This is a genomic window from Streptomyces sp. NBC_01537, assembly GCF_045040445.1.
Lineage (GTDB): Bacteria > Actinomycetota > Actinomycetes > Streptomycetales > Streptomycetaceae > Actinacidiphila.
This window is the reverse complement of the sequence record NZ_CP109392.1, coordinates 1,577,454-1,596,619: the sequence shown is the minus strand read 5'-3', so window position 1 is coordinate 1,596,619 and position 19,166 is coordinate 1,577,454. Positions and strand designations below refer to the sequence as shown.

17 protein-coding genes and 2 pseudogenes are annotated in these 19,166 nt (G+C 72.1%); 8 read left to right on the top strand and 11 right to left on the bottom strand.

All coding sequences use genetic code 11. The annotated features are described in order from the left end of the window. Positions 1-136 precede the first annotated feature (136 nt). The 3 genes from OG607_RS07490 to OG607_RS07480 form a co-directional block, all read right to left on the bottom strand. Entirely contained in the window at positions 137-856 is a 720-nt protein-coding gene (locus OG607_RS07490) for a YcnI family protein (protein ID WP_405720260.1), read from the bottom strand. Positions 857-909: 53 nt separating this feature from the next. Further along, positions 910-1,470, bottom strand: a complete 561-nt coding sequence (locus tag OG607_RS07485) for a hypothetical protein (RefSeq protein ID WP_405720258.1) — start codon at positions 1,468-1,470, stop codon at positions 910-912. Between the two features lie 65 nt (positions 1,471-1,535). Further along, positions 1,536-2,972 carry a PepSY-associated TM helix domain-containing protein gene (locus OG607_RS07480; protein ID WP_405720256.1) on the bottom strand — a complete coding sequence of 479 codons (1,437 nt, stop codon included), beginning with the start codon at positions 2,970-2,972 and terminating at the stop codon, positions 1,536-1,538. Between the two features lie 187 nt (positions 2,973-3,159). Here OG607_RS07480 and OG607_RS07475 point away from each other — a divergent pair, with 187 nt between their 5' ends. The 7 genes and pseudogenes from OG607_RS07475 to OG607_RS07445 all read left to right on the top strand — a co-directional run bounded on the left by OG607_RS07475 (position 3,160) and on the right by OG607_RS07445 (position 9,201). Beyond that, positions 3,160-3,798, top strand: coding sequence for a hypothetical protein (locus OG607_RS07475; protein ID WP_405720254.1), 639 nt, complete (start codon positions 3,160-3,162; stop codon positions 3,796-3,798). A 210-nt stretch (positions 3,799-4,008) separates the two neighbouring features. After that, the gene (locus OG607_RS07470; protein WP_405720252.1) at positions 4,009-4,587 is read left to right on the top strand and encodes a sigma-70 family RNA polymerase sigma factor; all 579 of its coding nucleotides are present in this window, start codon (positions 4,009-4,011) and stop codon (positions 4,585-4,587) included. Positions 4,588-4,634: 47 nt separating this feature from the next. Beyond that, positions 4,635-5,006 (top strand): AMP-binding protein, encoded by a 372-nt coding sequence (locus tag OG607_RS07465; RefSeq protein WP_405720250.1) that lies wholly within the window; start codon positions 4,635-4,637, stop codon positions 5,004-5,006. After that, positions 4,997-5,335: pseudogene (locus tag OG607_RS07460) on the top strand (ATP-binding cassette domain-containing protein); the annotation flags it as partial. The gene OG607_RS07465 and the pseudogene OG607_RS07460, both read left to right, overlap by 10 nt. Positions 5,336-5,406: 71 nt before the next feature. After that, complete coding sequence (locus OG607_RS07455; RefSeq protein WP_405720248.1) at positions 5,407-6,393, top strand: helix-turn-helix domain-containing protein; 987 nt, start codon at positions 5,407-5,409, stop codon at positions 6,391-6,393. A 50-nt stretch (positions 6,394-6,443) separates the two neighbouring features. Beyond that, complete coding sequence (locus OG607_RS07450) at positions 6,444-6,575, top strand: hypothetical protein (protein WP_405720246.1); 132 nt, start codon at positions 6,444-6,446, stop codon at positions 6,573-6,575. A gap of 133 nt (positions 6,576-6,708) precedes the next feature. Next, positions 6,709-9,201 (top strand): ATP-dependent Clp protease ATP-binding subunit, encoded by a 2,493-nt coding sequence (locus OG607_RS07445; RefSeq protein WP_405736606.1) that lies wholly within the window; start codon positions 6,709-6,711, stop codon positions 9,199-9,201. 178 nt (positions 9,202-9,379) lie between these two features. On the opposite strand, the pseudogene OG607_RS07440 reads toward OG607_RS07445, so the two are convergent. From OG607_RS07440 to OG607_RS07415, 6 genes and pseudogenes are all read right to left on the bottom strand, one after another. Continuing rightward, positions 9,380-9,853 (bottom strand): annotated as a pseudogene (locus OG607_RS07440) (transposase); the annotation flags it as partial. A gap of 145 nt (positions 9,854-9,998) precedes the next feature. After that, a complete protein-coding gene (locus tag OG607_RS07435; RefSeq protein ID WP_405720244.1) occupies positions 9,999-12,011 on the bottom strand; it encodes an FtsX-like permease family protein in 2,013 nt (670 codons plus the stop codon). A gap of 57 nt (positions 12,012-12,068) precedes the next feature. Further along, positions 12,069-12,755: an ABC transporter ATP-binding protein gene (locus OG607_RS07430; protein WP_405720242.1), complete on the bottom strand. Its 687-nt coding sequence runs from the start codon at positions 12,753-12,755 to the stop codon at positions 12,069-12,071. A 178-nt stretch (positions 12,756-12,933) separates the two neighbouring features. Continuing rightward, positions 12,934-14,136: a sensor histidine kinase gene (locus tag OG607_RS07425; RefSeq protein ID WP_405720240.1), complete on the bottom strand. Its 1,203-nt coding sequence runs from the start codon at positions 14,134-14,136 to the stop codon at positions 12,934-12,936. 82 nt (positions 14,137-14,218) lie between these two features. After that, positions 14,219-16,435, bottom strand: a complete 2,217-nt coding sequence (locus OG607_RS07420; RefSeq protein WP_405720237.1) for an MMPL family transporter — start codon at positions 16,433-16,435, stop codon at positions 14,219-14,221. A 124-nt stretch (positions 16,436-16,559) separates the two neighbouring features. Then, a complete protein-coding gene (locus OG607_RS07415; RefSeq protein WP_405720235.1) occupies positions 16,560-16,814 on the bottom strand; it encodes a hypothetical protein in 255 nt (84 codons plus the stop codon). Positions 16,815-16,895: 81 nt separating this feature from the next. Here OG607_RS07415 and OG607_RS07410 point away from each other — a divergent pair, with 81 nt between their 5' ends. Further along, positions 16,896-17,732 (top strand): class I SAM-dependent methyltransferase, encoded by an 837-nt coding sequence (locus OG607_RS07410; RefSeq protein WP_405720233.1) that lies wholly within the window; start codon positions 16,896-16,898, stop codon positions 17,730-17,732. On the opposite strand, the gene OG607_RS07405 is transcribed toward OG607_RS07410, so the two are convergent. Next, positions 17,689-17,910 carry a hypothetical protein gene (locus OG607_RS07405; RefSeq protein ID WP_405720231.1) on the bottom strand — a complete coding sequence of 74 codons (222 nt, stop codon included), beginning with the start codon at positions 17,908-17,910 and terminating at the stop codon, positions 17,689-17,691. The genes OG607_RS07410 and OG607_RS07405 overlap by 44 nt on opposite strands. Positions 17,911-17,917: 7 nt before the next feature. Further along, positions 17,918-19,153 carry an epoxide hydrolase family protein gene (locus tag OG607_RS07400; RefSeq protein ID WP_405720229.1) on the bottom strand — a complete coding sequence of 412 codons (1,236 nt, stop codon included), beginning with the start codon at positions 19,151-19,153 and terminating at the stop codon, positions 17,918-17,920. Between the last annotated feature and the right edge of the window lie 13 nt (positions 19,154-19,166).

The window sequence follows — 19,166 nt, the reverse complement described above, 5'->3', positions numbered from 1 at the left end:
CCCATCCGAGTCGTTGGGTGTCTTAGGGCCTGACGACTCCATCGTAGGCACCGGGCCCCGTCCCAGCAGGGCAACCGACGGGACGGAACCGGCCACCGGGCGGACCCGGTGGCACGGTTCCGGTCCCGTCGGGACCCTACGCGCGGGGGCTGCGGTTGCGGGTGATGGCGAACGCGGCGGCGGCCAGGCCGAGGATGCCGACGACCAGGCCGGTGATGCCGATGGTGCGGGCGGTGGAGTCGTCGGTGGAGACCGCGGCCGAGACCGTGGCTGAGGCGGGTGCGGCGGCTGCCGAGGCCTTCGGGGAGGCGGTGTCGGCGGCCGCCGTCAGGGTGAGGACGGGGGCCGGGTTCTCGGGCTCCTCCTGGCCGGCCTGGGTTTCCTCGATCCAGCGGGCGACCTTGCCGTCGGAGTAGGTCTGGAGGGTCTTGAAGGCCAGCTCGGAGGTGTCCTCGGGGAGCTGGCCGAAGGCCACGGAGAAGTCCTGGTACTGGCCGGGCTTGATGGTGCCCTTGGTCCAGGTGACCTCGGAGACGGCTTCGGTGATGGTGCCGTCGTCGGTGGTGACCGGGGTCTTGAGCTTGGTCGTGGTGGTCGTGGCGGTCCAGCCGGGGATCGGGCTGACCAGCACGCCGAGGACGGGGTGGTCGGTGGGGAAGAAGACCTGGACCTTCGTCGTGCCCGCGCTGTCCTCCTCGTTGGGGACGCGGAAGGTGAGGGTGCCGTCCGTGGCGCCCTTGGCGTAGCTCTCCGGGTGGACGGTGACATGGGCGAAGGCGGCGCCGGCGGCGGCCAGGACGGCGCTCGCGGTCAGGGCGGTGACGGTGGCGGCTCTGCGCAGGGTGGTGAACGACATGGGTGTGCTCCGTACTCCGTACAGGGGAAAGGGGAAGGGTGCGACTCGCTGGGTCAGGCCGGGACCGGTGGCCCTCGCCGGGAGACCGCGTGGCGCAGCAGCAGGCCCTGTACGGGCGCGGGGCAGGGCGGCACCGCCGCCGGTGCGGTGCCGGGACAGGGGACGGCGGGCCCGATCCGCCCGCGCCACCAGGCGGCGAGGCCGGGGGCCAGCGCCCGGGCCCTGCGCAGGAGGGACCAGAACGCGGCCTCGCCCCGGCGCAGCCACCAGGAGGCGAGCAGCGCGGCCAGCAGATGGGCCACGGCTCCGTAAACCGTCACGGTGTGGTGGGCGCCGTGCATCCCCGCCATCCCCGGCATGCGGGGGCGTGCGGTGTCGAAGGCGAAGTGCAGTGCGGTCTGGACGGTGAGCATCGCGCCGCTGATGCCGGTCAGCGAGCGCTCCCTGCCGCCGAGCGGGCAGGCGAGGGCGAGCACCGCGAGGAATCCCCAGCCGTCGGCCCACGCCGGGGGCGTGGTGCCCACGGCCAGCCGGTGGGCGGCGGCGGACAGCGTCACGCACATCACGGCGAACACCGCCGCCCGCAGAACCCGTACCGCCCAGGAAGCACTCATGCCGACGGGATCCTCCCATTCCGTGAATCGGATTACGGGCCCGGGGTCGGGCTTGTTCACGCACTTCAGCCGTATGTGCGCCTGCCGCGCCGGTGGGCGATCTCGCCGAGGACGACGTCCACGGCGAGGAAGGCGGCCAGCGGGATGCCCAGCAGCGGCACGAAGTAGCCGAGAACGGCGATCGCGGCGGCGCAGGGCACAAGGACGTACGGGGACACGCGGCTCCACGCGCCGCGCGGGATCGGGCGGCCGAAGGCGGAGCCGCGGCCGCGCAGCCACCACATGCGGTAGCCCCAGACGATGAGCAGGATCAGCGCCAGGGTGAGCGCGGCCAGGACGATCTGGTTGGCGAGGCCGAAGAGGATGCCGGTGTGGCCGTCGATGCCCCAGCGGGTGAGCTTGGCCAGGACCGGGTAGTCGGCGAAGCGCAGGGTGTCGGTGACCTTGCCGGAGGCGGGGTCGATGGCGATCGCGTCCTGCTTCTCGGGCCAGCTGCGCTGGACCTGCTTGACGACGTACGCGGAGCCGGAGTCGGCGGGCGGGACGATCTCGACCGGGTTGGACAGGCCATGGGAGCGGGCGGTCCGCAGGACGGCGTCGAGCCCGACGTCGGTGGTCGCGGAGGTGGAAGTGCCCATGTCCATACCGGCCATGCCTTCCGTACCGGCCGTCGAACTGCTGTGCTTGGCGTGCTCCTCGACCGTCGCGGTGATCGACGGGGTCGTCTGGCTGAGCGAGGTCCGCAGGTCCTCGATGCTCGCCCCGGCGTACGTGGACCAGGTCAGGCCGGTCGCGGACAGGAAGAACAGCCCTGCGGCCGCCCAGGCGCCCACCGTGCCGTGCAGGCCCAGGGTGCGCCGTCGGCCGCTGGTGCCGCGCAGCTTGCGCAGCGCGCGGCGGCGGCCGAACCACAGCAGCAGGCCGCCGCCGCTGATGACCCACAGCCAGCTGGCGGCCAGCTCGCTGTAGAGGCGGCCGGTCTCGCCGAGATGCAGATCGCGGTGCAGCTCGTCGATCCAGGTGCGCAGCGGCAGCGCGCCGGTGGAGCCGTAACTCTCCAGCGCGCCGCGCACCTTGCCCGTGTACGGGTCGACGAAGACCGCGAGCGTATGGCCCTCCGCGACTCCGGCGACGCCGGTCAGCAGCACCCGTGTGGTGGCCCCGGCCTCCGGCGAGGGGCGCACCGCGCTGATCGTGCCCTCGGGATGGGCCTTGCGCGCGGCGGCGACCTGCTGGGATATCGGCAGTTCGGTCTTGCCGACGGGGACGCGCAGCTGGTCGGCGTACACGATCTTCTCGGCCTGGAAGGAACCGGCGTACAGCAGCCCGGTCACGGCCGCCACCAGCAGGAACGGGGCTATGAACACGCCCGCGTAGAAGTGCAGACGCAGCACCAGCGGACGCAGTGCGCGCAGCGAGGACCGGACCGGTGCCGGTTGCGGCGCCGGGGCGGGCTCCCCGGCCTCGCGGGGCGGGGCGAGGGTGGGCGGCTCGACGGACATGGCCGGTGCTCCTGCGCGGTGAGGGGAAGTGACACTGCAGCAGTCGGGGCGCCGTAAGGCTGAGTTCCGGGACCGGTGTGTGACGTGGGACACGTGAGGGGCCGTCATTCGACCGCCGGTGGGCATGACAGATGAGAAAACGGCTCGCGCCACCCGTGAGCGGGAGATGGCTGGCACGATGTCCGCCATGACCTCCGGCCCGGGATTCCGTCTCGCGCGCTCCGCGATCTTCGCGGCGCTGTGCGTGGTGACGACCGCCCTGGGCCATGCCCTGATGTCCGGCGACGACCTGCCGGGATGGGCCGTGGGGTACGCGTTCGCGGCGGTGACCTCGGGCGCGTGGTGGCTGACCGGCCGGGAGCGCGGTGCGCTCGCGGTGACCGCGGCCACCGTCACCACCCAGCTTCTCCTGCACTCGGTGTTCACCATGTCCCAGCTGATCGCGGGGACCGACTTCTCCGGTACATCCGGTACCTCGGGTGCGGGCGCGGCGGGCCTGACGCGCATGAGCGCGATGCACGCGGACCCCGGCACGCATGCTTGGTCCCCCGGCATGGTGCTGGCCCACCTCCTGGCCGCCCTGGCCTGCGCGGTGTGGATGTGGCGGGGCGAGGCGGCCGTGTTCCGGCTCGGCCGGGCGCTCGCGTCCTTCGTGGCCGAGCCGCTGCGGCTGGCGGGCCTGCTGCTCGCCTTCGTCGCGCCCGCCGCCCATGGTCCGGTTCGCGTCGCGGGGGCTTTCGGGCCGCTGCTGCGGCAGCCGCGCGGGTCCGCGCTGCGGCACGTCGTCACCCGCCGGGGTCCGCCGGCAGAGCTGTCCACCTGCTGACAGGCGCCCGTCCTTCCTGCTTCCTTCTCGTCTGACGGGCGCGACACCGGCGTACCCGTATGCACAGCCGCGCACGTACGCCGGTCCTCCTGCCCAGCGGCCCTCCCGCCCAGCATCTGTCCGGCTGCCCCACCGCGCCCGCCCCGGGCGGCGCGGACGCCGCCCGCTGCCCGGAGGCCGCCCCACACGAGCGAAGGACCCCCGATCCCGATGACTCCTGCCTTGATGACTCCTGCCCGCACACGCGACGACGCCCAGGTCACCGCCTGGGCCCTGGCCGCCGGTACCGGCGACCGCGAGGCCGTCGACCACTTCGTACGCGCCACGCACCGCGACGTCTGGCGGTTCGTGGCCCACCTCACCGCCGACCCGGCCGGCGCCGACGACCTGACCCAGGAGACGTATCTGCGTGCCCTGGTGAGCCTGCCGCGCTTCGCGGGCCGCTGCTGCGCCCGCACCTGGCTGCTGTCGATCGCCCGCCGGGTCGTCATCGACCGCTACCGCTACGAGTCCGCCCGGCCCCGTCTGCACGGTGCCGCCGACTGGCAGGCGGCAGCCGAACGCGTCCAGGACGGGTCGGGAACCGTGCCCGGCTTCGAGGAGGGCGTGGCGCTGCTCGACCTGCTGCGCGCCCTGGACGCCGGGCGGCGCGAGGCGTTCATCCTCACCCAGGTGCTGGGCCTGCCCTACGCCGACGCCGCCGTCGCAGCCGGCTGCCCGATCGGCACCGTCCGCTCCCGGGTCGCCCGGGCCCGCGAGGACATGGGCCTGATGCTGCGGGCGGGATAGGTCATACCCGGCTGACAAACTGACAACTCCGGGAACTCCGGCCGTACTTGGGCCGACTACCCGAGTACGCGGTCCTGACGGCCGGTGCGGCGGAGGGTGGTTGCGGTCCCTCCACCGCACCGGGCGACCTCGCCTACGGCATGTACACCTTTGGCTCTGCCGGGCGGCCCAAGGGTGTGGCGATCAGCCACCGCTCGCTGGCGCACACCCTCGTCGTGCCGACCGATGACCTGACCGAGTCCGTGCCGCACCTGACGGCCGCCTGCGAACGGCTGCGGATCACCGTCCTCGCTCTGCCCACGGCCTACTGGCACGCCGGTTTCGTCGGAGCGCACCTGCTGGCCGAACTCCTCGCCACCACCGACGCCGGGATCGTCTGGCCCGTCCGCGCGGCGAGCCCCGCCGACGCCGGTCCCTGAGCCCCGCCCTCGGCGTGGTCCGCGTCGGCGGGGACGACGTATGGGCCCTGTCCGCCCGTACCGCCGCCCGCCGTACCGCCGCCGTGCTCCAGGACGCCACTGGCAGCACGACCGGCCTGTCCGTCACCGAGATCGTCGCCCTCGGCCGCACCCCGCACCACGGCCTGCTGGGCCGGGACGGCGCCGAGGACCGCCGGGCCGTCGCCGACGCCATCGACCGCTGCGGCGCCCGCCCCCTGGCCGACCGGGACTTCGCCTCCCTGTCCGGCGGCGAACGCCAACGCGTCCTGCTCGCCCGCGCCCTGGCGCAGGGCCCCCAGCTGGAGGTGTGTCCGATTCCGCACTGGTGGCTGGCCGAGAGTCGCTTGTACGCACCGGAAGGCACTTGGATCATGCTGCAATGGCCATCCGGATGCAGGCTGCAACGTTCACCACCGAGGGCCTCCCCGCGGGGGAACGATTCGCCGTCTGGCGGGAGGAGAACACCCGCTGCATCATTCCGTCCTACGTCCGCACCAACCGCGCGAACGACTTCCACGGCATGCTCACCACGCTGGATCTGGGCATCATCCAGGTCAACCTGGTGAGGTACTCCTCCATCGAGGCCCGCCGCACGGCGAAACTCATCCGCTGTTCCGACCCCGAGCAGTACCAGCTCGCCGTCGTCCTCGACGGCACGCACGGCATCGAACAGGCGGGCCGGCAGAGCCTCCTGAGACCCGGCCACGCGATGATCTACGACAGCTCGCAGCCGTTCGACGCCTTCGCCGCGCACGAGGGCACCGCCCAGCTGATGGTGGCGCACTTCCCCAAGAGCCTGCTGCCGCTTCCCACGGCCGAGATCGACGGGCTGCTCGCGCTGCCCCTCGACACGACCGGGGGAACCGCGTCACTGGCCGTCGGATGCCTGTCCCGTCTGGTCACCAGCACCGACACGTTCCGCGCGGTGGACGGGCCGCGGCTGGCGAACGTGGCGCTGGACCTGGTGACCGTCATGCTCTCCGAGCAGCTCGGCAAGCCGACCGCGTCCGCGAACGAGTCGCACCGGCGCACGCTCCTGCTGCGCATCCAGAACTTCATCGAGACCAATCTCGCCGACCCCGAACTGACCCCCGCCATGATCGCCCGAAGCAATCTGATCTCCGTGAGCTATCTGCACCGGCTGTACCGGGAGCAGGGGCAGTCGGTCGCCGCCTGGACCAGGGCCCGCCGTCTGGAATGCTGCCGCCGCGACCTCACCGACCCCGCGCTCGCCGGAACCCCCGTCCACGCCATCGGACGCCGGTGGGGATTCGTCCGTGCGTCCGACTTCACCCGGGTCTTCCGTACGGCCTATGGGATGCCGCCCGGCGAGTTCCGCCGGCTGATGTCCGAGGGCGCCACCTGAGTGCCTGATTTCAAGGCATCCGCAGGTGCTGGCCTCGTGGCGTGATGAAGGTGGCCAAGCCATCACCTTCGCCGGCGACGCTCACGACCCCGCCGCGCGACGCCGAACGTTTCGCGGCGGAGGAGGCGGCCCGGGTGGCGGAGGTCGCGGACGCGATCACGCTGGGCCCCGGGGAAGCCTGACCTGCATCTGTCGCCCGAGGCTCGCTGCGGTGCCAGGCTGGGATGACGCATGAGACGCATGAGACGCACGTGCGCGCAAAGCGCTCCCAGCCGGCCCCCGCACTCCGCGAAGCCGAAGGAGAAACCGCAGATGATGCCGCTCGGATCAGGACGCGGCGACCCGTTCGCCGAACTCTTCAACCGGTTTCTGGGACTGAGCCCCATGTCCGCCCCGCCCGCCGTCCAGCGGGTTCCCATCGGGCGGTTGCTCAACGACTCCTCGCGCCAAATGCTCGCCTTCGCCGTGCAACGCGCTACCGAGGACGGCAGTGCCGACCTCGACACCGACCACCTGCTGTGGGCGGCCACCCAGGTCGAGCCCACGCGGGCCGCCCTCGCCAAGGCGGGCGCCGACCCCGACCGTCTCGCCGAGGAGCTGTCCGAGATTCTCCCCAAGGGTGAGCTGGACCCGGGCGAGGAGCCGCAGCTCACCCCCGCCGCCAAGCGGACCCTCCTCGGCGCGCACGCCGCCAGCCAGGCCGCCGGGGCCTCCTACATCGGCCCCCAGCACATCCTCCAGTCCCTGGTCGAGCAGCCGCAGAGCGCCGCCGGGCAGGCCCTGGCCAACCACGTCGGCTCCCCCGAGGAGCTGCGCCGCGCCGCCGAGGCCCAGCAGGCGCAGGCCCCGGTGGGACGCCCGAGCGACACGCCGACCCTCGACGAGTACGGCCGCGACATCACCGAAGAGGCCAGGGCCGGCAAGCTCGACGTGGTCGTCGGCCGGGCCGAGGAGATCGAGCAGACCGTCGAGGTGCTGTCCCGCCGCTCCAAGAACAACCCGGTCCTCATCGGCGAGCCCGGCGTCGGCAAGACCGCCATCGTCGAGGGCCTCGCCCAGCGCATCATCAACGGCGATGTCCCGCAGTCCCTGGCCGACAAGCGCGTGGTCACCCTCGACCTGGTCGGCATGGTCGCCGGCTCCCGCTACCGGGGCGACTTCGAGGAACGCATCAAGAAGGTCATCGACGAGGTCAAGTCCGCCGAGGGCGAGCTCATCCTCTTCGTCGACGAACTCCACACCGTCGTCGGCGCCGGCGGCACCGGCGAGGGCTCCATGGACGCCGGAAACATCCTCAAGCCCGCCCTCGCGCGCGGCGAACTCCACCTCGTCGGCGCCACCACCATCGACGAGTACCGCAAGCACATCGAGAAGGACGCCGCCCTGGAGCGCCGCTTCCAGCCCGTCCTCGTACACGAGCCCACCGTCGAGGAGACCGTCCTGATCCTCGAAGGCCTGCGGGACGCGTACGAAGCCCACCACCAGGTCCGCTTCCACGACGACGCACTCGTCGCCGCCGCCGAGCTGTCCGACCGCTACATCTCGGACCGCTTCCTGCCCGACAAGGCCATCGACCTCGTCGACCAGGCCGGCGCCCGAGTACGGCTGCGGTCGCTCGGCCGCAGCACCGATGTCGTCTCCGTCGACGACCGGCTCACCAAGCTGCGCCGCGAGAAGGACGAGGCCGTCGCCGAGGAGGACTACCAGCGGGCCGAAGACCTCAAGGCCGAGATCCGCAAGGCCGAAGAGGAACTGGCCCGGCTGGGCGAACGCCGCGAAGGCGTCGCCGCCGTCACCGCCTCCGACATCGCCTCCATCGTCTCGTCCCGCACCGGCATCCCCGTCGACAAGCTCACCGAGGGCGAGCGCGAACGGTTGCTGAAGCTCGAAGAGGCCCTCCACGCCCGCGTCGTCGGCCAGGACGAGGCCGTCACCGCCGTCGCCGAAGCCGTCCGCCGCAGCCGCTCCGGCATGGGCGACCCCGACCGCCCCGTCGGCTCCTTCCTCTTCCTCGGCCCGACCGGCGTCGGCAAGACCGAACTCGCCAAGGCCCTCGCCGAACTCCTCTTCGGCGACGAGGACCGCCTCATCCGCTTCGACATGAGCGAATACCAGGAACGCCACACCGTCTCCCGCCTCGTCGGCGCCCCTCCCGGCTACGTCGGCCACGAGGAAGCCGGCCAGCTCACCGAGGCGGTGCGCCGCAAGCCGTACGGCGTCCTGCTCTTCGACGAGGTCGAGAAGGCCCACCCCGACGTCTTCAACCTGCTGCTGCAGGTGCTGGACGACGGCCGCCTGACCGACGCCCAGGGCCGTACGGTCGACTTCCGCAACACCGTGGTCATCATGACCAGCAACGTCGGCGCCCCGACCATCCAGACGATGGCCGACCGCCCCGTCTCCGAGATCCGCGATGCCATCCAGCCCGACATCCAGGCCCAGTTCCGCCCGGAATTCCTCAACCGCATCGACGAGATCATCGTCTTCCACCCCCTCACCCGGGAGAACCTCTCCACCATCGTCGACCTCATGCTGGAGCGCTCCCGCCGCCGCCTGAAGGCCCAGGATCTCAAGCTGGAACTGACCGACGACGCCAAGGAATGGCTCGGCAACGCCGGCTTCCAGCCCGAGTTCGGCGCCCGCCCGCTGCGCCGCACTATCCAGACCGAGCTCGACAACCGCGTCGCCACCCTGCTGCTGACCGGCACCGCCCAGCCCGGCGACACGGTCTACGTAGACGTCGAGGACGGCAAGCTCGGCTGCTCCATCCACCGCACCGACGAACCGGACAAGGAGGGTGAGGGCTGAGCGCCCGTTTTTGAATCCGGGCTGTGGCGGCGAGGCGACTGCCGCGCGTTGGCGCACGCGAGCGCACCCCACAGCCCTGTCAGACCCCGGGCCTCGGCCACCGGCACGGCAACCACTGCTAGCAACCCCCCGACAACGGCGAACCGCACGAGGCTCGGCAGGGTTCGCTTGATGCCGGCAGGCGGATGGCGTCCAGCGGCGCGGTCCAGGATGTGCGGCCCGTCTCCAGTGCGGCGATGACCGAGTAAGGCCAGCCAGGGATCATCTGGTGCTTGCCCTCGCCGCGGCCGTAGGTGTGGCAGAACGAGCGGTCCCGGGCGGTGGCAGCGTCCGGCCGCAGCCAGGGCGAGAGTCGGCGGCCAGGACCAGAGCCCGTCTGCCGCCTTCGGCAGCGGCAGTCCGGCGAGCGTCCGGCGCAGCCGGGCCACGTCCAGGCGGCCGCTGTTCAGACCTCCGTACAAAGCGCCGTGTCCGCGGCGGTGCTCGGGTGCCGGCGCGAGGTCCACCAGCGTCCGCACCGGCCCCTCCGTGCACAGCAAAGCCTCGGCCAGCTCGAACAACGCGTCCCGCGTCCGCTCAGGCACTCGTAGAACTCCGCCCGTGACAGCGTTGCGAACGCTGTCCGCTTGTCCGGCTGTTGCAGCACACTCATCTCACGGCCCCGGTCTGGTCACGTGCGTCCTTGGTCGGAGCACATGATCAAGCCGGGGCCGCCCACCCGTCCGGCGAATACCCAGGTGAGCGACCAAGTTCGAGTCCCATTTCGGACCGGAACCTTAAACGACAAGCTGAGCGCATCAGCCCATGTCGCCTGCCGAGGTGACGGCCCGCAGCAGGGGGCGGCTGGCGCCGATCGCCGCGAACATCGCCGCGACGCCGACCATGGCGCAGACGGCCAGTCGCAGTACGCCTGCCGAGTCCACCGTGGCGCCGCCCGCCTCGTTCAGTTTCATCGCGCTGTAGACGCCGGACGCCGTCACGCCTCCCGCGAGGACCACCAGCGGGATCACGGTCTCCCGGACCCTGGCGCGGTCCAGGACCTTCGTCGGGGTACCGGCCAGCCGCAGCAGGCCGTAGACGCGGCGGCGGTCCAGGACGTTCGCGGCGGCCGTGAGCCCGGCGGAGGAGGCGGCGACGACGAAGCCCAGGGCCAGGGCGGCCAGACCCAGGCTCCGCAGCTCGGCAGCGGCGTTGTCGTTGTCCGCGGCGAGGAACTGCTGGGTGTACGGCGCTGAAGCGCGGTCCAGCGGGGTCAGCGCGGTCACGGCGGCGTCCAGTTGGTCCGGGCCGCCGGAGATCTGGGCCGTGATGCCGGTGAGGCCCCACAGGAGGGAGTCGTCGGCATCGGCGGTTCGTGCGCGCACCGTGGCGGTAACCCCGGCGTTGCGCAGCAGCGCGCGGGCCCGGTCGGCGGTCTCCCGCAGGACGACGGGACGCTGATCGGCGGCCGGTACGGACACGGCGACCTGACCCGCGTACTGGTTGTCGTCGAAGGACAGCTGCGCCACGGAGAAGAAGCCGGCCACGAAGCCCGCCATCACCAGCCCGCTGACGGTGCGCCAGGCGCCGCGCGGGTCGTCGCTGAGCCTGCGGGCGGCCAGCAGGGTGGCGGGGCGGCGGGCGAAACGGGCCAGGACCCGGCCGAGCCGGTCCACGACCAAGGGGCCGACGATCCAGAACGCCCCGTAGAACAGCATCAGAAGCGCGGCCTGCTGCGCGGTCTTGAGGCCGTGGTGCCCGGCGTTGCTGGTGACGAAGTACACCAGGCCGGCGAACAGCGCCAGACGCACCATGCGGGTGCGGCGCGGGTCGGCCTGCTGGGCGACACCGAGCGGCGAACGGGCCACCTGGCGCAGCATGGTCACCGCGCTGAGGGCGGTGAGCAGCGCCACGCCCGCGACCACCGCGAGCAGCCCGGACACCCCGACCCACAGGTCCCCGGTGTACCAGTCGCCGATACCGAACGGGAAGCGGGCCAGAGCGGGCAGCAGGGCGCTGAAGGCAAGGGCACCGGCGACCGCACCGGCGGCGCCGACGGCCGCCGCCTCGGCGCCGGTCATCGCGAGGATCTGCCGGGGCGTCGCACCGGCCAGCCGCAGCGCGGCGAGCCGCTGCTCGCGGCGCGCCGCGCCCAGCCGCCCGGACGCGGTGGCCAGCATGAGCACCGGAACCACCAGCAGGCCGGCGGCCACCAGCGCCATGCTCCGGTCCTGCGCGGTGAACAGGTACGGGGTGGTGCCCGAGTAGCCGGAGACGACGGCACGGGCGGTCAGACCCATGCCGAAGGGATCGTTGTCCGCGGCGGCGGGGGAGACCGCGGGGTCGGAGGCGGTGCGCCCGACCACGGCCAGCAGCTGCCCGGGCGAGGCCAGCCCGCCGTCACCGATCGTCCGGTACGAGCCGGTGTGGGGGAACCGCCCGGCGAGCTGCCCCGCGGGCAGCATGTGCACCAGACCGGCGAGGGCGGGGGAGAGGTAGACCTGCCCCGGCTCCGGGAAGGAGCTCAGACCCGGCGGTGCGGGGGCGGCCTTGCGGCCGGGCAGCTGGGCGAGACTGACCACGCTGACCGGCCGGCCGCGTACGAAGGTGGTGGCCACGGCCTGTACGGCGGTGCCGTGCTTGTCGGGCTGCGGGGTGAGCCAGGCGGTGCGGTCGGCGCGGGCGCCGGAGCCGAACCAGGCGGCGAGCAGCACCAGCAGCACCAGGGCGCTGACGGCGGCGGCCGCGGCGGCGAGCAACTGGCCCTGCAGGCCGCGCCGGCCGGAGCGGCGGGCCAGATGCCAGGTCAGGGGGAGGACGGGAGAGGGCATGGAAGGCTCCGGAGGGCGGCAGGGGGAGACGGCTCAGGGTCAGGTGGTGCGGGGAGCTCAGGGCGTGACGGTGTACTGGCTGTAGCGGGTGATCCGGCCGTCGCGGACATGGACGATCCGGTCGCAGTGGGCGGCGACCTCGGCGTCATGGGTGACCATGACCAGCGAGGCGCCCTGCTGCCGGGTGACCGAGGTCAGCAGCTTGACGACCTCCTCACCGGTGGCCTGGTCCAGCGCCCCGGTGGGCTCGTCGGCGAACACCACGTCCGGCTCTACGGCCAGCGCCCTGGCGATCGCCACCCGTTGGGCCTGCCCGCCGGACAACTGCCCGGGGCGGCGCTGCTCCAGACCTTCCAGGCCGAGCGGGGCGAACCAGCGGCGGGCCCGTACGACCGCCTCCTTGCGGACCACGCCCCCCAGCATCAGCGGCAGGGCGACGTTCTCCTCGGCCGGCAGTTCGGGCAGCAGCTGGCCGGACTGGAAGACGAAGCCGAAACGCCCCCGGCGCAGCGCGCTGAGCCGGTTCTCGCCCCAGTGGTCGATGCGCTCGCCCCGCAGCAGCACCTGCCCGCCGTCCGGGCGGATGATCCCGGCGAGGGTGTGCAGGAGTGTCGATTTTCCGGACCCGGACGGACCCATGATGGCCAGCGACTCGCGCTCGCGGACCTCGACGTCGACCCCGGCCAGCGCGGTGGCGGACGCGTACTTCTTGACCAGGCCGATCCCGGCCATGACGGTGCTCATGATCGTGTGCTGTTCCCTTCCCATCGCGTACGCCGCGTTGGTACCGGCGACGTCGAACTTCCTCGACTCTCGCCGTCGGGCGGCACTTCGCGCCTCGGCCGAACGGCCACGACCTGGCCGGAACGCGCGGCGCGGGGTCAGCCGATCGGCCGACCCTGCGCCGCGCGTACGCCGGTCCTCAGCCGGTGGACGGGCTGAGAGGGTGCGGGTGCAGGGGCAGCGTGGTGGCGACCTCGAAGCCGCCTTCGGAGCGGTGGCCGGCCCGGAGGTCGCCGCCGACGGAGTGGGCGCGTTCGCGCATGCCGATGAGCCCGTAGCCGTGCCCCGGGGCCGGGGCGGTGGGGGCGGTGCCGGTTCCGTCGTCGGTGACGGTGATGGTCAGCCGGTCGCGGTGGTAGCCGAGCCGGATGTGCGCCGTTGCCGCCGTGGCGTGTTTGGCGACGTTGGTGAGGGCTTCCTGCACGATGCGGAAGGCCGTCAGGTCCACTCCGGGTGACAGTGGCCGCGGTTCGCCCTCGGTGGTGACGGTGACCTTGATGCCGGCGGTCTGGCAGGCGGCGGTCAGTTCGGGGAGCCGGGCGAGTCCCGGTGCCGGTTCCAGGGGCGCGTCGGAGTCGTTGGCGTGGCGCAGCAGGCCGACGGTGGCCTTGAGTTCGCGCAGCGCCTCCGAGGTGGTGCCGGCGAGACCGGTGAGGATCTGGTGGACCTGCTCGGGGTGGGTGCGCGCGAGGTGCGCGGCGGTGCCGGCCTGGGCGTTGGCCAGGGTCAGGTGGTGGGCGACGACGTCGTGCAGCTCGCGGGCGATGCGCATGCGTTCCTCGGCGACCCTGAGCCGGGCCTCCTCCTCGCGGGTGCGCTCGGCGTATTCGGCGCGGGCCTGTACGGCTTCCAGGTAGTCGCGCCGCAGCCGGGCCGCGCTGCCGGAGACGATCGGCACCAGAACCCAGAAGGTCGGGCCGATCGTCCTGAGGACCAGCGGATGGTCCACCGGGTCGAGGATCACAGCCGTGGCCACCAGCAGGACGACGACGCAGGCACCGTAGACGCGTGTGGTCCGCCGGTCGGTGAGCACGGCCAGCCAGTACAGCGCCGCCATGACCGGGGCCAGCGTCAACGGGGTGAGCAGATAGCCCAGTTCGCTCGCGGCCACAGCGCAGTTCGTGGTCAGCAGGACGGCGATACGGGGATAGGTGCGGCTCTTCAGCAGAACGCAGCCGGAGACGGCCGCCAGGAGCACGGCGGGAAGCAGTCCGTCCGGCTGGTGGGCATCGGCCGTGTTGAGCGTGCTTCCGAACACGGCGATGGCGAACATCAGCATGCTCGTCATCAGGTCGACGCCGCGAGGGTGTTCCTGCGCGTGCTGCTGCCAGTTGCTCGTCATCGCATGTCTCCCGAACGGCGGGCGAGGGCCGCCCGCGACGCGGGCGGCCCTCAGGGCGCGGATCTGCCAGGGGTGGAGGGGGTCAGACCCTCGCGGATTCCCGGTCGGCCGGATGACCGGCCGGCTCGTCCGGGGTCTCGGCCGGGTGATGGGTGAGGGCTTCGCCTTCCACGTCGATGTTGGGCAGCGCCTTGTCGAGCCAGCGCGGCAGCCACCAGGCGGCCTTGCCGAGGAGGGCGAGGACGGCGGGGACGAAGGCCATGCGGACGACGAAGGCGTCGAACAGGACGGCGATGGCGAGGCCGAAGCCGATTGTCTTGATCATGGACTCGCTGGCGCCGATGAATCCGGAGAACACGGCCATCATGATCAGCGCGGCCGCCACCACGACGCGGGCGCTGTAGCGGAAGCCGGTGGCGATCGCCTGGCCGGGCCGGTCCCCGTGGACGTACGCCTCCCGCATGCGGGCCACGAGGAAGACCTCGTAGTCCATGGCGAGGCCGAAGACGATGCCCACCAGGAAGATCGGCATCATGTTCATGATCGGTCCGGTCTCCTGGACGCCGAGGAGGCTCGCGCCCCAGCCCCACTGGAAGACCGCCACGACCGAGCCGAGGGCCGCGAGCACCGAGAGCAGGAAGCCGGCGGCCGCCTTCAGCGGGACGAAGATCGAGCGGAAGACCAGCAGCAGAAGCACGATGGCCAGGCCCACCACGATGATGAGGTAGGGGATCAGCGCGCTCTGGACCTTCTGGGAGACATCGATGTTGAGCGCGGTGGTGCCGGTGACCTCGAACGTCGCACCGGCGGCGGATTCGGTCGCCGGCCGGTTGTCACGGATGGTGTGGACGAGGTCCTGGGTCTTCTTGTCGGTGGGGCTGGTGGACGGGACGGCGGAGAAGACCGCGGTGTCGCCCGCGGTGTTGAACCGGGCCGCGGAGACGGAGACCACGCCCTTGGTGGCGCCGATCTTCTCGGAGATCGTGGTGACGGCGGCCTTGGGGTCGTCGGCGCCCTTGGCGTCGACGACGATGGTCAGCGGGCCGTTGAAGCCGGGGCCGAAGCCCTTGGCGAGGTCGTCGTAGGCGCGGCGCTCGGTGGTGGAGGTGGACTTGGCCTCGTCGCCGGGCATGCCCAGCTGCAGGTCCATGACCGGTACGGCGATGACACCCAGGCCCACCATGCTCAGCAGCAGCACCGGGACCGGGCGGCGCAGGACGAAGCGGGCCCAGCGGCTGCCGCCGTTGTTCTCGCCGCTGTCCTTGCTCACGCCGCGCTTGCGGGTGGAGCGGGACAGCACGGCGTTGGGCCAGAAGCCCAGCAGCGCCGGGACCAGGGTCAGCGAGATGATGACGCCGACGACGACCGCTGCGGCGGCGGCCAGGCCCATCTTGGTGAGCATCGGGATGCCGACGACGGAGAGTCCGGCCAGTGCGATGACGACGGTCAGCCCGGCGAAGACGACCGCCGACCCTGCCGTGCCCGCGGCCAGGCCTGCCGCCTCCTGGGGCGTGTGGCCCTTGGCGCGCTCCTCGCGGTAGCGGGAGACGATGAACAGTGCGTAGTCGATGCCGCAGGCCAGGCCGAGCATCGTGGCCAGCGTGCCGGTCGTCTCGGACAGCCCGAGCGTGCTCGCCAGGGCCAGGATCGAGGCCATGCTGATGCCGACACCGAGGATCGCGGTCAGCAGCGGCAGCCCCGCAGCCGCCATCGAACCGAAGGTGACCAACAGGACCAGGGCCGCGATGGAGATGCCGATGACCTCGGCTGCCCCGCCCGCGGCGGGCTGGGTGGCCAGTGCGGTGCCGCCGACCTCGACGGTCAGGCCCGAGTCCCGGGCCTGGGCGATGGCGTCCTCCAGAGTCTTCTTGGCGGCGTCGGTGAGATCGTCGGCCTTCACCTTGTAGGTGACGGTCGCGTACGCCGTCGAGGAGTCCTTGCTCACCGCCTTCGCCTGGAACGGGCTCACCGCACTGGCGACCTGCGAGCCGTCGCCCGCCTCGTCAACGAACTTCTCGATCACCGCCCGGTTGTCCGCCGCGGTGACCTTCTGCCCGCTCGGGGCCACGAAGACGACCCGGGCGTTGGCCCCGTCGGCGGCGGAGCCGGGGAAGCGCTGCTCCAGCAGGTCGAAGGCCTTCTGGGACTCGATACCCGGCATCGTGGACGCGTCGTCGGAGGCGGCGGGCGCCTTGGCGGCGCCGAAGCCGACGGCGGCCAGCACCGCGACCCACAGCAGGGCAACGAACCAGCGTCGCCGGAAGGCCAGACGGCCCAGCCGATAGAGGAAAGTAGCCATGGGAAGGAGGTCTCCGCATCTGAATCGGGTACCTACCAAGGCTCCCGGCCGCGGCCCGTCCCGTCGTCGTGCGTCTGCCGACAATCCCCACTACTGAGAACGCAGTACAAGGCGCCCCGCCACGTCATCCCCGTGCCGGACCGACGCCTTCGACGGGGGGACAGGCCAAGGCGGATCGCTTCAACTCCAGCCGGGCCGCCGGTGCCCGGCCGGGGATGGTCGCCCAGTAGGGGTGTGTGGAGATCCGGACCGACAGCCGCTGCAGGCTGCGCCGCAGGACGGTGGTCTGGGAGGCGTGGTTGGCGGCGGCGAGCTGGTGGTACACGGCGTACCAATCGCGCTGGGCTTGAAGCAGGTCGTCGGGGAAGGTGTAGGGCATGCCAGGAATTCAATCATGTGTTCGATTTCTAGCGCATTACCCGAACGGGTGATCCTGGGAAGGATTCGGCAGACTCAAGACATGGAAGGCGAGGTGTGGGCCGTCGGCGCGGCCTACGAGCCGTACATCGGGCGGTGGAGCCGTCCGGTGGCGGCCGAGTTCGTGCGCCGGCTGCAGGCCGCCCCCGGCGGGCGGTGGCTCGACATCGGATGCGGCACCGGCGCGGTGTCGCAGGCGGTGCTCGACGCGGGCCGCCCGGCCGAAGTGGCCGGTGCCGACGCCTCGGAGGCCTACGTGCGCTACGCCCGCCGCCGCATCGCCGACCCCAGGGCGCACTTCGTGGCCGGGGACGCCGCGGCGCTGCCGTTCCCCGGCGCGGTGGCGGACGTCGCCGTGAGCGGGCTGGTGCTGAACTTCCTGCCCGATCCGGGGCGCGCGGTGGCGGAACTGGCCCGCGTCACCCGGCCGGGCGGCACGGTCGGCGCGTATGTCTGGGACTACGCCGACGGCATGCAGCTCATCCGGCACTTCTGGGACGCCGTCGGCGCGCTCGACCCCCGGGCCCGCGAGCTGGACGAGGGGACGCGCTTTCCGCTGTGCCGGCCGGACAGGCTCCGCGCGCTGTTCACCGGCGCCGGGCTGGCGGACGTACGTGTCGAGGCGATCGACGTGCCCACCCGGTTCCGGGACTTCGACGACTACTGGACGCCGTTCCTCGGCGGCCAGGGGCCGGCTCCCGGCTATGCGATGTCCCTGCCGCAGGACCGGCGCGCCGCCCTTCGCGAGCGTCTGCGGGCCCTTGTGCCCCATGCCGCCGACGGGTCCATCCCCCTCAGCGCCCGGGCCTGGGCAGTGCGGGGACGGCCTCCGGGGCCTAGCTCGCCGACGCGGGGTGCCAGGCGGCAAGACGTCCGGTGACGACCCAGCCGACGCCTGCCAGGGCCGCGCCCGCGACGGCCTCGGGAAGACCGCGGGTCGTCATCAGCAGGGCGGCGGCCGCGTTCGTGGCCACCGCGAACGCCACCGCCAGAACCCGCAGATGGGCTCTGTGGGCTGGTATCTCAGGCTCCCGGGCCTCGCTGGCTGTGTGCTCCATGTGAGCCTCAACGGGCAGATTGTCTCCCCGTATTCCGTCCGCCGGACAGGTGGAAGGTGCGGCGCAGGTCGGCGACCCAGCCGTCGGGGAGTTCCCAGGGGATGAAGTGGCCGCCGTCGGGGTGGGCGGTGAGATTGACGTGGTGGTACCAGTCCGCGCGGTCGGAGTCGAGGAAGTGCTGGACGCGGCGGCCGGTGGTGACGCCGGGTGGGTTCTCGTAGCCGACGAAGGTGATGCCGGTCGGAGCCTCGACGACCGGCCGTCGGTCGTGGGACGGGGTCCACGGGTAGCGGTTGGCGTTGGCGTAGTAGCGCATCGAGGTGCCGATGGCGTTGTTGACCCAGAAGATCATGGCGTGGGTGAGGATGTCGTCCTTGGAGAAGACGGTCTCGATGTCGCCGTGGTTGTCGCTCCAGTTGGCCCAGCGCTCCAGGATCCAGGCGAGCAGGCCGGCGGGTGAGTCGCTGAGGCCGTGGGCGAGGGTGCTGGAGCCGAGCATGTGGGCGGCGAGGTGCACCGCGAAGCGCCGGTCGTAGGCGAGGACCTGGCGGTGGACGCTCTCGGGCAGGCCGTCGGGGATGGGGCGGCCGCCGCTGAGGTCCCAGGCGCGGTCGCCGTTGAAGAAGTCGAGCCGCAGGCCGGAGCCGATGTGGATGGCGAGGAGTTCATCGGCGTACTTGTGCCCGAGCTGACCGGTGACCAGGGCGCCGACGTCGCATCCGGCGGCGGCGTACCTGTGGTGGCCGAGGGTGTCGGTCATCAGGGTGTGCCAGAGGTCGGCGACCTTCCAGAAGTTCATGTCCGGGTGGTCGGGGAGGGGAGTTGAGAAGCCGAAGCCGGGCAGGGAGGGGACGATGACGTCGAAGGCGTCGGCGGGGTCGCCCCCGAAGGCGGCGGGGTCGGCGAGGGGGCCGATGACCTTGGACCAGTGCCAGAAGGTCCAGGGCCAGCCATGGGTGAGGATCAGCGGGACGGGGTCGGGGCCCACACCGGGCTTGCGCATGAAGTGGACGGGTACGCCGTCCACCGTGACCCGGTAGTGCTCGTACGCGTTGATCGCGGCCTCGGCCCTGCGCCAGTCGTAGTGGTGGAGCCAGTGGTCGAGCAGCTCTTCCAGGAGGGCGCGGCTGACGCCGTAGTACCCGTCGTCGTTGCCGGCGTCGAGGGGCAGGCGGGTGAGCCGCAGCCGCGCCTTGAGGTCGTCGAGCACGGTGTCGGGGACGTGGATCGGCGTGGGTTCCATGGTTTCCCTTCGC

Excerpts from the sequence above, each read along its gene's own strand:
- OG607_RS07490 (WP_405720260.1), bottom strand. The coding sequence starts at position 856 with ATGTCGTTCACCACCCTGCGCAGAGCCGCCACCGTCACCGCCCTGACC.
- OG607_RS07485 (WP_405720258.1), bottom strand. The coding sequence starts at position 1,470 with ATGAGTGCTTCCTGGGCGGTACGGGTTCTGCGGGCGGCGGTGTTCGCC.
- OG607_RS07480 (WP_405720256.1), bottom strand. The coding sequence starts at position 2,972 with ATGTCCGTCGAGCCGCCCACCCTCGCCCCGCCCCGCGAGGCCGGGGAG.
- OG607_RS07475 (WP_405720254.1), top strand. The coding sequence starts at position 3,160 with ATGACCTCCGGCCCGGGATTCCGTCTCGCGCGCTCCGCGATCTTCGCG.
- OG607_RS07470 (WP_405720252.1), top strand. The coding sequence starts at position 4,009 with ATGACTCCTGCCTTGATGACTCCTGCCCGCACACGCGACGACGCCCAG.
- OG607_RS07455 (WP_405720248.1), top strand. The coding sequence starts at position 5,407 with ATGGCCATCCGGATGCAGGCTGCAACGTTCACCACCGAGGGCCTCCCC.
- OG607_RS07445 (WP_405736606.1), top strand. The coding sequence starts at position 6,709 with ATGCCGCTCGGATCAGGACGCGGCGACCCGTTCGCCGAACTCTTCAAC.
- OG607_RS07435 (WP_405720244.1), bottom strand. The coding sequence starts at position 12,011 with ATGCCCTCTCCCGTCCTCCCCCTGACCTGGCATCTGGCCCGCCGCTCC.
- OG607_RS07430 (WP_405720242.1), bottom strand. The coding sequence starts at position 12,755 with ATGAGCACCGTCATGGCCGGGATCGGCCTGGTCAAGAAGTACGCGTCC.
- OG607_RS07425 (WP_405720240.1), bottom strand. The coding sequence starts at position 14,136 with ATGACGAGCAACTGGCAGCAGCACGCGCAGGAACACCCTCGCGGCGTC.
- OG607_RS07420 (WP_405720237.1), bottom strand. The coding sequence starts at position 16,435 with ATGGCTACTTTCCTCTATCGGCTGGGCCGTCTGGCCTTCCGGCGACGC.
- OG607_RS07415 (WP_405720235.1), bottom strand. The coding sequence starts at position 16,814 with ATGCCCTACACCTTCCCCGACGACCTGCTTCAAGCCCAGCGCGATTGG.
- OG607_RS07410 (WP_405720233.1), top strand. The coding sequence starts at position 16,896 with ATGGAAGGCGAGGTGTGGGCCGTCGGCGCGGCCTACGAGCCGTACATC.
- OG607_RS07405 (WP_405720231.1), bottom strand. The coding sequence starts at position 17,910 with ATGGAGCACACAGCCAGCGAGGCCCGGGAGCCTGAGATACCAGCCCAC.
- OG607_RS07400 (WP_405720229.1), bottom strand. The coding sequence starts at position 19,153 with ATGGAACCCACGCCGATCCACGTCCCCGACACCGTGCTCGACGACCTC.